Below are 15530 nucleotides of genomic sequence, written 5' to 3'. Positions count from 1 at the left end.
GGATTTGTGCGCAAGGCAGTTGTGCCGGTCATCACGGCACTCTCTTTGTCACTGCTGCTTCCGATGCAGCACGCGTCGGCCGCCACTGTCGATCCGCCGCTGGCCACGGGCGAGATCCAGCAGATAGGCCCCGGCCTGTACTTCAGCGAGACCCAGTCCTTCCAGATCGCCGAAGGTGACGTGGCCGTCGGCGCCATCGGCCGCCGGCACAGCGTCGTCGCCCAGGCGGGCGGAGCCGCGCAGCCGGAGTCGGCGCCCGCGTCCCGCGCCGACATCGGCGCCTTCGGCCCCGGCTGGGAAGCGGAATTCCTCGGCGGCACGCTCAACCGCAAGCTGGAACAGCAGGGCAGCGACATCGTGGTCACCGACCTGGAGGTCGGTGAATCGTTCCGCTACAGCCTGACCAGCAGCATCGCCTATCCGAGCGGCGGCGGCGTCAACAAGTACCAGGCCACCGACGGCTCCAAGATCACCGAGACCACGAAGTGGGACGCCTCGGCCGGCGCCCTGGTCACGACCGTCGTCGAGAGCCTCGGCGCGGACCTGTCCGCGACGGAGGCCGGGGACGACACCTTCACCGACGCCTCCGGCAACGCGGTGCCGTCCGCGGACCTCAAGCCCACCTACACGTGGAAGCAGGCCGCTCCCGGCACCGACAAGTGGCGGGTCACCGGCGTGGGCAGCACGTCCAACGGCACCTCCACGGTCGGCTACGACACCCAGGGGCGCGTGTCCACGATCACCGAGCCGGCCGCCGGGGAGACCCCGCAGCAGTCGCTGACGGTGACCTACGCGTCGAACACGACGGCCTCCGGCTCGACGTACGGCGACTACCAGGGCCGTGCCAAGGAGATCACCCTCACCGCCGGCAGCACGACGCAGACGGTCGCCCGGTACGCCTACGACACCTCGGGCCGGCTGCGGACCATGACCAACCCGGTCGAGAGCGCCGAGCCGGTGGCGTCGTACTCCTACGACACGACCGGACGCGTCTCCGCGATCAGCTCGCCCGCCAACGGCGCCTGGGACCTCACCTTCCCGGCCGACTCGGCCGCCCCGAACGTCGAGTCCACCGGCCTGGCGCGCCCGGCCTCGCAGTCCGTGTTCCAGGGCGCGGCCGGTATCACCGACCCCAACGCCTCCGGCCCGCCGGCCACCGACTTCACCACCGGTGAGATCTCCGACCCGCAGTCCTACCCGCGCCAGTGCAACACCGCCACCTCCTGGCTGTGGTACACGAAGGCCGGCTGCGCCGCCTGGGTCGCGCACTACGGCTGGCACGCCCCGTACTGGAAGAAGCTGCCCAGCGGCTACTGGGTGGTCGGCATCAACCACGACCACTGCACCCAGTCCCCGGACAAGCCGTCCGGCTACGATTTCCGGTCCGCCTGTGACATGCACGACTACGGCTACGGCCTGATCGGCAACACCTACAAGGGCTACAAGTACTACCTCGACCGCAGCAAGAAGTCGAACGTGGACTACGCCTTCCACACCACGCTCCGCGACTACACCTGCTCCGCCTACCGGTTCAAGAGCGTGTGCCGCAGCATCGCGTACACGTACCTGAAGTTCGTCCAGCGGTACGGCAACCCGAAGAACGGCGCCAACGCCACCTGATCCGCGGCACGGCCCTCTGACGGATCACACAGGCGAGCGAACCGGCCGGACGGCGGAAACCTTTCGCCGTCCGGCCTTTGCACGCTCGGTTCCCTTCCCGCACACGCACCAGCGGGCCCAGCCATGCCCGCTTCCCACCGGAGCGACAGTGAACAAACCCCTCTGGACCACGGTCGTCACCGCGGTGACGGCCGTGACCCTCGGCGCCGTGCCGGCCCAGGCCGCGGCGCCGCCCCGGGCCGCCGCGGCGGCCACGACGGCCGGCGACCCGGTCGACCCGCCGCTGTACGACGAGACCTCCGCCGGCGGCACCGTCCGTGTCAACGTCGTCACCGCGAACCGCACCGACCTCTCCACCGCGGCGTCGGCGGGCGAGACGGTGCAGTCGTACCAGACCATGCCGGTCGTCACCCTCAAGGTCGACCGGAGCGGGCTGGACAAGCTGTCCGCCCAGCCGGGCGTGGTCAGCGTCACCGAGGACGTCCCGGCGCGGCCGTCACTGGACGAGAGCGTCCCCGTCATCGGGGCCGACCAGGCCTCCGCCCAGGGCATGACCGGTGCGGGCAGCGTGGTGGCCGTCCTGGACACCGGAGTCGCGACCGGCCACCCGTTCCTGAAGGACCGGGTCATCAGCGAGGCGTGCTTCTCACCGGTCGACCCCGACTACGGCGCCACCAGCCTGTGCCCCGACGGGACCGACCACCAGGAGGGCCCGGGCACGGCCGACTCCGCTACCGGGCCCTGCGCGGCCATCGCCGAGTGCGACCACGGCACCCATGTGGCCGGCATCGTCGCCGGCAACGGCGCGGGCCTGACCGGAGCCCCCAAGCGCGGTGTCGCCCCCGGCGCGAACCTCGTCGCCATCCAGGTGTTCAGCAAGTTCGACTCCGAGGACGTCTGCGGCCCCGGCGCCGCGCCCTGCGTGCTCAGCTTCACCAGCGCCCAGCTCGCCGGGCTGGAAAAGGTGCTCCAACTGCGCCAGTCCGGGACACCGTTGGTGGCCGCGAACCTCAGCCTGGGCGCCGGCCGGTACGCCACCGCCTGCGACACCGACCCGCGCAAGGCGGCCATCGACAACCTGTTCGCCGCCGGCGTCGCCACCGTGGTCGCGGCCGGCAACAACGGCTACACCGACGCGGTGAGCGCCCCCGCCTGCGTGCCCTCCGCGATCGGGGTCGGCGCCACCACCGACGACGACCAGCTCTCCGCGTTCACCAACCGCGGCCCGCTGCTGGACCTCCTCGCCCCCGGCACCAGCATCGTCTCCTCGGTGCCCGGCGGCGGGTACGCCTCGAAGAACGGCACCTCCATGGCCGCGCCGCACATCGCCGGCTCCCTGGCCATCCTGCGGCAGGCGTTCCCCAACGACAGCATCGCGAACCTGGAGTCGCGGCTGAAGAACAGCGGGAAGACCATCAGTTACACGGGCGCCGACACGCCCCGCATCAACGTCGCCCAGGCGCTCGGCGGCGACACCGCCCAACCGCTCGCCGCCGGCAACGACTTCAACTGCGACAAGAAGGAGGACATCGCCGTCGCCGACCCCGAGGCGACCGTCGGCGGCGACGCCAAGGCCGGCCTCGTCCGCGTCGTCTACGGCGGCGGCAAGGGCACGGCCGAGCTGAACCAGGACCTCGCCGCGGTGCCCGGCGACGCCGAGCCGAACGACTACTTCGGCGACTCCCTCGCCACCGTCGACTACAACAAGGACGGCTGCACCGACCTGGTCGTCGGCACCTCCCGCGAGGACGTCGGCAGCGCGACGGACGCCGGCACCGTGGACGTGCTCTACGGAGCCTCCGGCGGCCTCGGCTCCGGCAAGGCGGCACTCCACCTCGAACAGGGCACGGGCGCGGAGGCCATCCTCGCCTCGTCCTCGGAAGCCGGGGACCGCATGGGCGCCGCCGTCGCCGCCGGCCTCACCCTCGACCAGGAGCCGTACCTGGTCATCGGGGTCCCCGGTGAGGACATCGACGGCAAGACGGACACCGGCGCCGTCTTCTATCTGCGCGGTTCCGTCAACCGGACCCTGCTCCAGGGCAGTTCGGGTGTGGCGGGCACGCTGGAGGCCGGCGACAAGTACGGGTCCTCGGTGGCCGCCAGCCCCGAGTGCGTGGTGGTCGGCATCCCGGGCGAGGGCGTGGTGCCCTCCGCGACCCCGAACGGCTCCGAGGTGGTGTCGGGCCAGATCGACGTGATGGCGCACGAGTTGAACTCCAGCGGTGTCCCGACCCATCTGGGATCCGTCGACCAGGCCACCCCGAACATCAGCGGTGAGGCCGAGGCGGGGGACCAGTTCGGCGCGTCGGTCTCGGCCACCCAGGCCATGTTCACGCAGGGCTTCCCCTGGCTCAGGAGGGGCACGTACATCGCCGTCGGCATCCCGGGGGAGGACATCACCTACTCGGGACAGGCCAAGGCCGACGCCGGCCGGGCCGTCGTGCTCAGGGTGGACCGGTTGGTCTCGCCCCCGATCACGGAGATCAACGGCAGCTACGAGCAGGCGCCGGACGACGTCTCCGGAGCCCCCGAGGCCGGTGACCGCATGGGTGCCCAGGTGGCCGTCGCCAACCGCGACCCGGCGGCGTCCGCGACCGACACCAGCCTGGTGATGGCCGTCGGCGTGCCGGGCGAGGACATCGGCTCGGTCGCCGACGCGGGCGCCGTGCAGGTCTTCGGCCTGCGCAGCACCACTCCGGGGGCCACCGACCGATGGGTCGAGGCCGGCAACGGTCTCGGCATGCCGGGCACCCCGACCGCCGGGCACAACGTGGGCGCCAGCCTGTACGGCACGCAGTACAACCTCTACATCGGCATGCCCTACGGGCCGGGGGCCTACGGCTCCCTGTACTCGATGCCGTGGGCGAACGTGACCGGGGGCGCCGTGCAGCCGGTCACCACCTACGCGCCCGGAACGGGCGGCCTCCCGGCCGCCGGACTGCGGTTCGGCATGTCGGCCCGCTGACGGAGGCACCGCGGAGAGGACGGCCCCGAGATCTTTGCCACAGGGATCTCGGCGGCCGCCGGTTCCCGGGCGCACCGCCCCGGGGGCCGTCTGCGCAGGTGAGCGCGGTCCGAGCGGACCGAGTGACTACCCACAGTGCCCGTCGCTGTACGCGAGGGGCACTGTGCGTTGTGCAACCCTTTTCCGAGTTTCTCCGTCTGACCTGGCGGAGCGACGATGGAGCGGTGACGACCGCGCGTGACCCTGACCGCAGGGGGTAACCGACCGCCGAGACCTAGGAGCGACGTGGCCGCCGAGAGCACTCAGCCCGCCATAACCGAGCCGGGCGAGACCCCGCGCCGCCGGAGCAAGGGGCGCCGCCGCAAGGCACCCAGCACCGGCCGCAAGGCGGTGCGCGCCATGGTGTGGACGGCCGCGGGCGTGGTCCTCCTGGGCGGTGCCGGTGCCGGGTACGTCTACTTCAAGCTCAACGGCAACCTCCACAGCGTCGACATCAACCAGGCGCTCGGCAGCGACCGGCCCACGAAGATCGACAACGGCTCGGAGAACATCCTGGTCCTGGGCTCGGACACCCGCTCCGGCAAGAACAGGAAGCTGGGCGGCGGCACGGACGACGGCAGCGCCCGCTCGGACACGGCGATGATCGTCCACGTCTACGAGGGCCACAAGAAGGCCAGCGTGGTCTCCATCCCCCGGGACACCCTCGTCGACCGCCCCCGGTGCACCGACACCAAGGGCACCGACCACCCCGCCGCGTCCGGCGTGATGTTCAACGAGGCCTACTCCACCGGCGGCGCGGCCTGCGCCGTGAAGACGGTGGAGTCGATCACCGGCATCCGCATGGACCACTACCTGGAGGTCGACTTCGAGGGCTTCCAGAAGCTCATCGACGACCTCGGCGGCGTCGAGGTCACCACCACCAAGAACATCCGGGACCCGCAGAGCCACCTGGACCTCGAGGCCGGCACCCACACCCTCAGCGGCGAGCAGGCCCTCGGCCTGGTCCGCACCCGGCACGGCGTGGGCGACGGCTCCGACCTGGGCCGCATCCAGCTCCAGCAGGCCTTCATCAAGGCCCTGATCGACCAGGTCAAGCACGTCGGCGTCTTCACGAACCCGAAGAAGCTGTACGACCTCGCCGACACCGCGACCAAGGCCGTCACCACCGACTCCGACCTCGGCTCGGTCAACTCCCTGATCGACTTCGCCGACGGCCTCAAGGGCATCAGCTCCTCCCACATGAAGATGGTCACGATGCCCGTCCAGTACGACCCGGCCAACCCCAACCGCGTCCTGCTGGCCAAGTCCAAGGCCCAGCTGGTCTGGAACGCCCTGAGGAACGACGAGCCGATCCCGGCCTCGGCCACGAAGGGCACGGCCACCGGGGAAGCCAAGGGCGTGGTCAGCGCCGGTTAGGGGTGCGTGGACGGCCCCCGCTCACCCGGCCGGAATAGAACAGCCGCACCCCCGGTTTGGGAGGATGGCACCAGTCCTGGCAGACTGGTACGTCGGCTCCGGTTCACGCTCCCGCACCCCGCGGCGGCGACCCGGCGCCCTCCCGGAACCTAGGAGACACCTTGAAGCGCGACATCCACCCCGAGTACGTCGAGACGCAGGTCAGCTGCACCTGCGGTGCGTCGTTCACCACCCGTAGCACCATCGAGTCCGGCACCATCCGGGCCGAGGTCTGCTCCGAGTGCCACCCGTTCTACACGGGCAAGCAGAAGATCCTCGACACCGGTGGCCGTGTGGCCCGCTTCGAGGCCCGCTTCGGCAAGGCTGCCGGCTCCAAGAAGTAGCGAGCCCCATTTCGCCGGTCCACGGTCACGCCCTCACGGGGGTGTGCCCGGGACCGGCGTTTTTGGTCGCCCGCCCTTCCCTTCACCGCAGTACAGGAGCCCAAGATGTTCGAGGCCGTCGAGGAACTCGTCGCCGAGCACGCCGATCTGGAGAAGAAGCTCGCCGATCCGTCGGTCCACGCCGACCAGGCGAACGCGCGCAAGCTGAACAAGCGCTACGCCGAGCTGACCCCGATCGTCGCCACGTACCGCTCCTGGAAGCAGACCGGCGACGACATCGAGACCGCGCGCGAGTTCGCGGCCGACGACCCCGACTTCGCCGCCGAGGTCAAGGACCTGGAGAAGCAGCGCGAGGAGCTGACCGAGAAGCTGCGCCTGCTGCTCGTCCCGCGCGACCCCAGCGACGACAAGGACGTCATCCTGGAGATCAAGGCGGGCGCGGGCGGCGACGAGTCGGCACTGTTCGCCGGCGACCTGCTGCGCATGTACCTGCGCTACGCCGAGCGCGTCGGCTGGAAGACCGAGATCATCGACTCCACCGAGTCCGAGCTGGGCGGCTACAAGGACGTCCAGGTCGCGGTGAAGGCCCGCGGGCAGATCGAGCCCGGCCAGGGCGTGTGGGCCCGGCTGAAGTACGAGGGCGGGGTGCACCGGGTGCAGCGCGTCCCGGCCACCGAGTCCCAGGGCCGCATCCACACCTCCGCGGCCGGCGTGCTGGTCACGCCGGAGGCGGAGGAGGTCGACGTCGAGATCAACCCGAACGACCTGCGCATCGACGTCTACCGGTCCTCCGGCCCGGGCGGCCAGTCCGTCAACACCACCGACTCCGCGGTGCGCATCACGCACCTCCCGACCGGGGTCGTCGCCTCCTGCCAGAACGAGAAGAGCCAGCTCCAGAACAAGGAGCAGGCGCTGCGTATCCTGCGCTCCAGGCTGCTCGCCATGGCGCAGGAGGAGGCGGAGCGGGAGGCCGCGGACGCCCGCCGCAGCCAGGTCCGCACCGTGGACCGCTCCGAGAAGATCCGCACCTACAACTTCCCGGAGAACCGCATCTCCGACCACCGCGTCGGCTTCAAGGCGTACAACCTGGACCAGGTCCTGGACGGCGACCTCGACGCGGTCATCCAGGCCTGCGTCGACGCCGACTCGGCGGCGAAGCTCGCCGCCGCGTAACACCCGTACGCACGAGTACGACACGGAGGACTCGCGTGAACCTGCTGCTCGCGGAGGTGGCCCAGGCCACCCAGCGGCTGGCCGACGCCGGCGTGCCCTCGCCGCGCACCGACGCGGAGGAGCTGGCCGCGTTCGTGCACGGCGTGAAGCGCGGCGAACTGCACTCCGTGAAGGACGCCGACTTCGACGCCCGGTACTGGGAGGTCATCGCCCGGCGCGAGCAGCGCGAGCCGCTGCAGCACATCACCGGGCGGGCCTACTTCCGGTACCTGGAACTCCAGGTCGGTCCGGGGGTGTTCGTGCCCCGCCCGGAGACCGAGTCGGTGGTCGGCTGGGCCATAGACGCCGTGCGCGCCATGGACGTGGTCGAGCCGTGCATCGTCGACCTGTGCACCGGCTCCGGCGCCATCGCGCTCGCCCTCGCCCAGGAGGTCCCGCGCTCGCGCGTGCACGCCGTGGAGCTGTCCGAGGACGCCCTGGTGTGGACCCGGAAGAACGTGGCCGGCTCCCGTGTCGACCTGCGGCAGGGCGATGCGCTGTCCGCCTTCCCCGACCTGGACGGCCAGGTCGACCTGGTCATCTCGAACCCGCCGTACATCCCGCTCACCGAGTGGGAGTACGTCGCCCCCGAGGCCCGCGACTACGACCCGGAGATGGCGCTCTTCTCCGGCGAGGACGGCCTCGACCTGATCCGCGGGATCGAGCGCACCGCGCACCGGCTGCTGCGCCCCGGCGGGGTCGTGGTGATCGAGCACGCCGACACCCAGGGCGGCCAGGTGCCGTGGATCTTCACCGAGGAGCGTGGCTGGGCCGACGCGGCGGACCACCCCGACCTCAACAACCGCCCCCGGTTCGCCACCGCGCGCAAGGCGCTGCCGTGAGCACCCCGCAGACTTCGACCCCGCAGTACGTGTACGAGGAGGCCAGCTAGACATGGCACGGCGATACGACACCAACGACGCGACCGACCGCGTGACGGGTCTGCGCGAGGCCGCGTCCGCCGTCCGCCGTGGCGAGCTGGTGGTGCTGCCGACCGACACGGTGTACGGCATCGGCGCCGACGCGTTCTCCTCCGAGGCCGTCGCCGACCTGCTGGAGGCCAAGGGCCGGGGCCGCAACATGCCCACGCCCGTCCTCATCGGCTCCCCGAACACCCTGCACGGCCTGGTCACGGACTTCTCCGAGCTGGCCTGGGAGCTGGTCGACGCGTTCTGGCCGGGCGCCCTGACGATCGTCGCCAAGCACCAGCCGTCCCTGCAGTGGGACCTCGGCGACACCCGGGGCACGGTCGCCGTGCGCATGCCGCTGCACCCGGTCGCCATCGAGCTGCTCACCGAGGTCGGCCCGATGGCCGTCTCCTCGGCGAACCTCACCGGCCACCCCGCGCCGGAGGACTGCGACGCCGCCCAGGAGATGCTCGGCGACTCCGTCTCCGTCTACCTCGACGGCGGCCCCACCCCGGCCAACGTGCCGTCGTCCATCGTGGACGTCTCGCGCGAGGTGCCGGTGCTGCTGCGCGCCGGCGCGCTCTCCGCGGAGGAGCTGCGCAAGGTCGTACCCGACCTCGAGGTGGCGAATTGACGGCCCCGGAAGCGGGGCGTGGCATAGGCGGCGGGGGCTACAGCGCGGAGGAGACGACGACGTTCGGGTTCCCCCGCGACACCTTCCGCATCCTCCACGTCAGCACCGGCAACGTGTGCCGCTCACCCATCACCGAGCGGCTGACCCGCCACTTCGTCGCGGAGCGGCTCGGCGTACTCGGCGGCGGGCTGGTCGTGGAGAGCGCCGGCACCTGGGGTCACGAGGGCGCGCCCATGGAGTCCCATGCGGAGACCGTGCTGGCGGAGTTCGGCGCGGACGCCTCCGGCTTCGTCGGCCGGGAGCTGCTGGACGAGCACGTGATCAAGGCCGACCTGGTGCTGACCGCCACCCGCGACCACCGTGCCCAGGTCATCTCCATGGGCCATTCGGCGGGCCTGCGCACCTTCACGCTGAAGGAGTTCACCCGGCTGGTCCGGGCGATAGACCCGGCCACCCTGCCGCCGCTGGAGGACGGCGTGGTCCTGCGCGCCCGGGCGCTGGTGCGCGCGGCGGCGGCCCTGCGCGGCTGGCTGCTCGCCCCGACCGCCGAGGCGGACGAGGTCTACGACCCGTACGGCGCCCCGCTGACCTTCTTCCGCTCCATCGGCGACGAGATAAGGGACGCGCTGGATCCGGTGGTGACGGCGCTGACGGGCGTGCCGGCGCGCGCGTAACGCGGACGCGGGCGGACTCCGGCGGGCGTGACGGCCGCGCGTGCGCCGCGGCCCGGGCCTACATTGGGGATACGTCACCGTCGACCGCCCGGGAGCCCGCCATGTCGGTCACCCACACCCTCGAGACCGACGTCCTGCGGCACCAGGACCCGGCGATGGCCGAACTCCTGCTGGCCGAGCTGGAGAGGCAGTCGACCACCCTGCAGCTGATCGCCGCCGAGAACTTCTGCTCGCCGGCCGTGCTCGCCGCCCTCGGCTCGGCGTTCGCCAACAAGTACGCCGAGGGCTATCCCGGCGCCCGCCACCACGGCGGCTGCGAGTTCGTCGACGTCGCCGAACGCGCCGCCGTCGACCGGGCCAAGGCGCTGTTCGGCGCCCAGCACGCCAACGTGCAGGCCCACTCCGGCTCCTCGGCCGTGCTGGCCGCCTACGCGGCCCTGCTGCGCCCCGGTGACACCGTCCTCGCCCTCGGCCTGCCCCACGGCGGCCACCTCACGCACGGCTCGCCGGCGAACTTCTCCGGCCGCTGGTTCGACTTCGTCGGCTACGGCGTCGATGCCGAGAGCGGGCTGATCGACCACGACCAGGTGCGCCACCTGGCGCGCAACCACCGGCCCAAGGCGATCGTGTGCGGCTCCATCGCCTATCCCCGCCACCTCGACTACGCCTTCTTCCGCGAGGTCGCCGACGAGGTCGGGGCCTATCTGATCGCGGACGCGGCGCACCCGATCGGGCTGGTCGCCGGCGGCGCGGCGCCCAACCCGGTGCCGTACGCGGACATCGTGTGCGCGACCACCCACAAGGTGCTGCGCGGCCCGCGCGGCGGGATGATCCTGTGCGGGGCCGAGCTGGCCGAGCGCGTCGACCGGGCGGTGTTCCCCTTCACCCAGGGCGGCGCCCAGATGCACACCATCGCCGCCAAGGCCGTCGCCTTCGGCGAGGCGGCGACACCGGCGTTCAGCGTGTACGCCCATCAGGTGGTCGCCAACGCCCGGGTGCTCGCCGGTCACCTGGCCGCGGAGGGGCTGGCCGTGACCACCGGCGGCACCGACACCCACCTGATCACCGCGGACCCGGCCCCGCTCGGCGTGGACGGCCGCAGTGCCCGCGGCCGGCTCCTCGCGGCCGGCCTGGTGCTGGACTGCTGTGCGCTGCCGCACGGCGACGGCCGCGGCCTGCGCCTGGGGACGGCGGCGGTGACCACCCAGGGCATGGGCGAGCCGGAGATGGTGCGGATCGCGGCGCTGCTGGCGGACGTGCTGCGGGGTGGGACGGAGCCGGCCGCGGCCCGGGAGGAGGTGCGCGCGCTCACCGGCCGGTTCCCGCCGTATCCCGGCTGAGCCGGGGTAGCCGACCGGGGTGCACAGCCAGGCGTGCAACCATCGTCGCTACCCGGAAGTCCTCATCCATATGCGTCCGTCGCTAGGGTGTGGGGCTGTGATGGCCAGCGAGACCTGTGGGGAAGCCCGTGCGTGAATACCTGCTGACGCTCTGCATCACGGCCGCGGTGACGTATCTGCTGACAGGGCCGGTACGCAAGTTCGCGATCGTGGCCGGGGCGATGCCGGAGATCAGGGCCCGGGACGTGCACCGGGAACCCACCCCGCGCCTCGGCGGTATCGCCATGTTCTTCGGGCTGTGCGCGGGCCTGCTGGTCGCGGACCACCTGACCAACCTCAACGAGGTCTTCGCGAAGTCGAACGAGCCGCGGGCGCTGCTCTCCGGGGCCGCGCTGATCTGGCTGATCGGCGTCCTGGACGACAAGTTCGAGATCGACGCGCTGATCAAACTGGGCGGCCAGATGATCGCCGCGGGCGTGATGGTCATGCAGGGTCTGACGATCCTGTGGCTGCCCATCCCGGGCGTCGGCAACGTCGCCCTGACCCAGTGGCAGGGCACCCTGCTGACGGTCGCCCTGGTGGTCATCACGATCAACGCGGTGAACTTCGTGGACGGCCTGGACGGTCTCGCGGCCGGCATGGTGTGCATCGCGGCGGGCGCGTTCTTCCTGTACGCCTACCGGATCTGGTACTCGTACGGCATCGAGGCCGCCGCCCCCGGCACGCTGTTCGCGGCCATCCTGATGGGCATGTGCCTGGGCTTCCTGCCGCACAACATGCACCCCGCGCGGATCTTCATGGGCGACTCCGGCTCGATGCTGATCGGCCTGGTGCTGTCGGCCGGCGCGATCTCGATCACCGGCCAGGTGGACCCGGACGCCCTCGCACTGTTCACCGGTTCGGAGAAGGCGGCGGTCCACCAGACGGTCCCCGTCTACATCCCGCTGCTGCTGCCGCTGACGATCATCGCGGTGCCGGCCGCCGACCTGGTCCTGGCGATCGTCCGCCGCACCTGGCGCGGCCAGTCGCCGTTCGCCGCCGACCGCGGGCACCTGCACCACCGCCTGCTGGAGATCGGCCACTCGCACAGCCGGGCCGTGCTGATCATGTACTTCTGGTCGGCGCTGATCGGGTTCGGGGCGCTGGCGTACTCCGTCAACTCGGCGTCCATGTGGATCGTCCTGGGTGTGGTCTTCCTGAGCGCGATCGGCCTGGTCCTGCTGCTGCTCCCGCGCTTCACCCCGCGGGTGCCGGTGTGGGCCCAGCGGTTCGTGCCGCCGCGGTACCGCCGGCGGCGCCGGGCTCCGGAGGCCGTCGCCGCCACGGAAGCGGAGGCTCCGGGCGGCGAGGAACGGTCCCCGGTCGCGGCCGGTGTCTCGGGCGTCAACGGGGCGACCGCGATCGGCGCCAGGTCACGATTCCTCGATCGCCGTTGACGGCCAAGGTAAGAATCTGACTAGAGCATTGCCAAGTCGTGGGGGAGCGAACACCCCCAATACCAGACAAGTCGGCTCGGTTTTTGCACAGACGGGCGTTGTCACTCTCATGTGTGACAGCAAGCACACCCAGCAGGTAAAGACCTCATCAAATAGTTTGTGATACGGTTCACGAGAACCCCGGATAGAACCGAAGGACCTGAGTGCGACGGTCCAAAGGTGTGAGGTCTCGATCACTCAGCCCGGGACTACGCTCGTCCATGACGACACCCTGCCCCCTGTGAAAGCGGAGTTGCCGCCATGCCGTCCAATGACGCCCGGAACCTACTGCGGATCGCTGTGCCCACAGCGGCCGCAGGCGCGATCGCCGTCGCCGTGAGCGCCGCGGTCGCGGGGGGCAAGGGCGCGCTCGGCGCGGCTGTCGGCACGGTGCTGGCCATCCTGTTCATGGGAGTCGGCCTCCTCGTGCTGCAGTGGACGGCAAAAACGCTCCCGCAGCTGTTCCAGGCCATGGGGCTGATGCTCTACATGGCGCAGCTGCTGCTCCTCCTGATCTTCGTCGCCGTTTTCAAGGACACTTCCCTCTTCAACGCGAAGACGTTCGCGCTGTCGCTCGTCGTCGCGACCGTCGTGTGGATGGCCGCGCAGGCGCGCGCGCACATGAAGGCCAAGATCTTCTACGTCGACCCGGACTCCGCGAAGAGTGAGAAGGCCGAGAAGACAGGGCCGAAGCCGTGAGGCGTAGGGGCGGGATAAAGGCCTGTGAGATCTCCTGCTATCGTCCGGTGCCAACTGCGGCATCGCGGGCGCGGGCATCCGAGCTGACGCCTGCTCGATCGCGAGGCTCTATGCCCCCCAGCCGCCCCCACATCCGTAACACCAGTCCGGTGCCGATCCGCGGCCGTGCGCCGCGCCGACACAACGAGGTTGCCGTACCTATGCGTCACGCCGAAGGAGCCCGCGGTGAGTGCTGACCAGACCCAGCTCGCCTTTGACTGGAGTTGTCGGATCATGTCCGACAACGGGTGTGGCTTCCCGGCTCCGGGCCTGCACTCGTTCCTGTTCAAGCCGATCGGCACGGTCGGGGGTTTCGAGTTCAACAAGGTGATGCTGCTCGCGCTCATCACCACCGTGCTCGTCATCGCGTTCTTCTGGGCCGCCTTCGGCAAGGCCAAGGTCGTCCCGGGCAAGCTCCAGATGATCGGCGAGGCCGGCTACGACTTCGTGCGCCGCGGCATCGTGTACGAGACGCTGGGCAAGCGCGAGGGTGAGAAGTGGGTGCCGCTCATGGTCTCCCTCTTCTTCTTCATCTGGATCATGAACGTCTGGTCCGTGGTCCCGCTCGCGCAGTTCCCGGTCTCCTCGATCATCGCCTACCCGGCGGTGCTGGCCGCGATCGTCTACATCACCTGGGTCGCGCTGACCTTCAAGCGCCACGGCTTCGTCGGCTTCTTCAAGAACGTCACCGGCTACGACAAGTCGCTCGGCCCGGTGCTGCCGCTCGTCATGGTCATCGAGTTCTTCTCGAACCTGCTGGTCCGCCCGTTCACGCACGCCGTGCGACTGTTCGCCAACATGTTCGCCGGTCACCTGATGCTGGCCATGTTCACCGTGGCCTCCTGGTACCTGCTGAACAGCTGGATGGTCCCGGCCGCCGGCGTCTCCTTCGTGATGACGATGGCCATGATCCTCTTCGAGCTTTTCGTCCAGGCCGTCCAGGCGTACGTCTTCGTGCTCCTCGCCTGTTCCTACATTCAGGGCGCTCTCGCCGAGCACCACTGAGTCGTACCACCGCCCCCAAACCTCCAGTCGTCCGGTGGCCAACCCCCACCGGTCCATGAAAGAGAAGGAAGAACCGGCATGTCCGCTCTCCAGACCCTTGCTGCTGAAACCGGCGTCCACGGCTCCGTCGGCTCCATCGGTTACGGCCTCGCCGCGATCGGCCCCGGCATCGGCGTCGGCATCATCTTCGGTAACGGCACCCAGGCCCTTGCCCGTCAGCCCGAGGCCGCCGGTCTGATCCGTGCCAACCAGATCCTGGGCTTCGCCTTCTGTGAGGCGCTCGCCCTCATCGGCATCGTTATGCCGTTCGTGTTCGGTAAGTAATCAGCACTTACCTGACACGAATCGACGAAAGGCACTGATGTGATCGCCAACCTGGTTGCACTCGCGGCCGAGGAGGAGCAGAACCCGCTCGTTCCTCCGGGTCCCGAGCTGCTCATCGGCACCATCGCCTTCGCCATCGTGTTCTTCTTCTTCTGGAAGAAGCTGCTTCCGAACATCAACAAGGTTCTGGAGGAGCGTCGCGCGGCGATCGAAGGCGGCATCGAAGAGGCCGACGCCATGAAGGTCGAGGCCCAGAGCGTCCTTGAGCAGTACAAGGCCCAGCTCGCCGAGGCCCGGCACGAGGCCGCGCGCCTGCGCCAGGAGGCGCAGGAGCAGGGTGCCGCGCTCATCGCCGAGATGCGGGCCGAGGGCCAGCGGCAGCGCGAGGAGATCGTCGCCGCCGGTCACGCCCAGATCGAGGCCGACCGCAAGGCCGCCGCGTCCGCGCTGCGTCAGGACGTCGGCAAGCTCGCCACCGACCTGGCCGGCAAGCTCGTCGGCGAGTCCCTCGAGGACCACGCCCGCCAGAGCCGTGTGATCGACCGCTTCCTCGACGAGCTCGAGGAGAAGGCCGAGGCCACGCGATGAACGGAGCGAGCCGCGAGGCCCTGGCAGCCGCACGTGAGCGTCTCGACGCGCTGACGGACTCCACGTCCGTGGACGCCGTGCAGCTCGCCGACGAGCTGGCGGCCGTCACCGCGCTGCTCGACCGCGAGGCCGGCCTGCGCCGGGTCCTCACCGACCCGGCCCCGCCCCGGGGGGCCCACGCCCCCCAGGTCCCGCGCCCGAAAGGCCGATCGGGAGAGCGGCGGGGAGGGGGAGAGGGGTTGGGGGAA

The 15530-nt window shown here is 70.5% G+C and carries 14 protein-coding genes and 1 pseudogene; all 15 read left to right on the top strand.

Annotated features, from left to right (window positions below):
• The first annotated feature begins 6 nt into the window (after positions 1-6).
• A complete protein-coding gene (locus ABZ923_RS25365) occupies positions 7-1620 on the top strand; it encodes a phospholipase A2 (protein WP_361475720.1) in 1614 nt (537 codons plus the stop codon).
• Positions 1621-1768: 148 nt separating this feature from the next.
• The gene (locus tag ABZ923_RS25360; protein ID WP_361475718.1) at positions 1769-4585 is read left to right on the top strand and encodes a S8 family serine peptidase; all 2817 of its coding nucleotides are present in this window, start codon (positions 1769-1771) and stop codon (positions 4583-4585) included.
• A gap of 285 nt (positions 4586-4870) precedes the next feature.
• Positions 4871-6001, top strand: coding sequence for an LCP family protein (locus ABZ923_RS25355; RefSeq protein ID WP_361475716.1), 1131 nt, complete (start codon positions 4871-4873; stop codon positions 5999-6001).
• Positions 6002-6162: 161 nt separating this feature from the next.
• Positions 6163-6384 (top strand): 50S ribosomal protein L31, encoded by a 222-nt coding sequence (rpmE, locus tag ABZ923_RS25350; RefSeq protein ID WP_015657814.1) that lies wholly within the window; start codon positions 6163-6165, stop codon positions 6382-6384.
• Between the two features lie 105 nt (positions 6385-6489).
• Positions 6490-7557: a peptide chain release factor 1 gene (prfA, locus tag ABZ923_RS25345; RefSeq protein ID WP_361475714.1), complete on the top strand. Its 1068-nt coding sequence runs from the start codon at positions 6490-6492 to the stop codon at positions 7555-7557.
• 35 nt (positions 7558-7592) lie between these two features.
• Positions 7593-8438 carry a peptide chain release factor N(5)-glutamine methyltransferase gene (gene prmC / locus ABZ923_RS25340; protein ID WP_031029449.1) on the top strand — a complete coding sequence of 282 codons (846 nt, stop codon included), beginning with the start codon at positions 7593-7595 and terminating at the stop codon, positions 8436-8438.
• A 52-nt stretch (positions 8439-8490) separates the two neighbouring features.
• Positions 8491-9138, top strand: a complete 648-nt coding sequence (locus ABZ923_RS25335) for an L-threonylcarbamoyladenylate synthase (RefSeq protein ID WP_361475712.1) — start codon at positions 8491-8493, stop codon at positions 9136-9138.
• Positions 9135-9812 (top strand): protein-tyrosine-phosphatase, encoded by a 678-nt coding sequence (locus ABZ923_RS25330; RefSeq protein WP_361475710.1) that lies wholly within the window; start codon positions 9135-9137, stop codon positions 9810-9812. Before ABZ923_RS25335 ends, ABZ923_RS25330 begins: the two co-directional genes overlap by 4 nt.
• 101 nt (positions 9813-9913) lie before the next feature.
• Positions 9914-11152: a serine hydroxymethyltransferase gene (glyA, locus tag ABZ923_RS25325; protein ID WP_361475708.1), complete on the top strand. Its 1239-nt coding sequence runs from the start codon at positions 9914-9916 to the stop codon at positions 11150-11152.
• A gap of 128 nt (positions 11153-11280) precedes the next feature.
• Entirely contained in the window at positions 11281-12588 is a 1308-nt protein-coding gene (locus ABZ923_RS25320) for an MraY family glycosyltransferase (protein WP_361475706.1), read from the top strand.
• 300 nt (positions 12589-12888) lie between these two features.
• The gene (locus tag ABZ923_RS25315; protein ID WP_361475704.1) at positions 12889-13326 is read left to right on the top strand and encodes a hypothetical protein; all 438 of its coding nucleotides are present in this window, start codon (positions 12889-12891) and stop codon (positions 13324-13326) included.
• 273 nt (positions 13327-13599) lie between these two features.
• Positions 13600-14370 (top strand): F0F1 ATP synthase subunit A, encoded by a 771-nt coding sequence (gene atpB, locus ABZ923_RS25310; protein WP_361475702.1) that lies wholly within the window; start codon positions 13600-13602, stop codon positions 14368-14370.
• 78 nt (positions 14371-14448) lie between these two features.
• The gene (gene atpE, locus ABZ923_RS25305; RefSeq protein ID WP_014675009.1) at positions 14449-14694 is read left to right on the top strand and encodes an ATP synthase F0 subunit C; all 246 of its coding nucleotides are present in this window, start codon (positions 14449-14451) and stop codon (positions 14692-14694) included.
• A 39-nt stretch (positions 14695-14733) separates the two neighbouring features.
• Positions 14734-15282 carry a F0F1 ATP synthase subunit B gene (locus tag ABZ923_RS25300; protein ID WP_358640123.1) on the top strand — a complete coding sequence of 183 codons (549 nt, stop codon included), beginning with the start codon at positions 14734-14736 and terminating at the stop codon, positions 15280-15282.
• Positions 15279-15530, top strand: a pseudogene (locus tag ABZ923_RS25295) (hypothetical protein); the annotation flags it as partial. The gene ABZ923_RS25300 and the pseudogene ABZ923_RS25295, both read left to right, overlap by 4 nt.

This window comes from Streptomyces sp. NPDC046881, from assembly GCF_040645015.1.
Lineage (GTDB): Bacteria > Actinomycetota > Actinomycetes > Streptomycetales > Streptomycetaceae > Streptomyces.
This window is presented reverse-complemented; position numbering and strand designations above follow the sequence as displayed.

Bases quoted from the DNA above. Each gene is read 5' to 3' on its own strand.
- prfA (WP_361475714.1), top strand. From the start codon at position 6,490: ATGTTCGAGGCCGTCGAGGAACTCGTCGCCGAGCACGCCGATCTGGAG.
- ABZ923_RS25335 (WP_361475712.1), top strand. From the start codon at position 8,491: ATGGCACGGCGATACGACACCAACGACGCGACCGACCGCGTGACGGGT.
- glyA (WP_361475708.1), top strand. From the start codon at position 9,914: ATGTCGGTCACCCACACCCTCGAGACCGACGTCCTGCGGCACCAGGAC.
- ABZ923_RS25315 (WP_361475704.1), top strand. From the start codon at position 12,889: ATGCCGTCCAATGACGCCCGGAACCTACTGCGGATCGCTGTGCCCACA.
- atpB (WP_361475702.1), top strand. From the start codon at position 13,600: ATGTCCGACAACGGGTGTGGCTTCCCGGCTCCGGGCCTGCACTCGTTC.
- atpE (WP_014675009.1), top strand. From the start codon at position 14,449: ATGTCCGCTCTCCAGACCCTTGCTGCTGAAACCGGCGTCCACGGCTCC.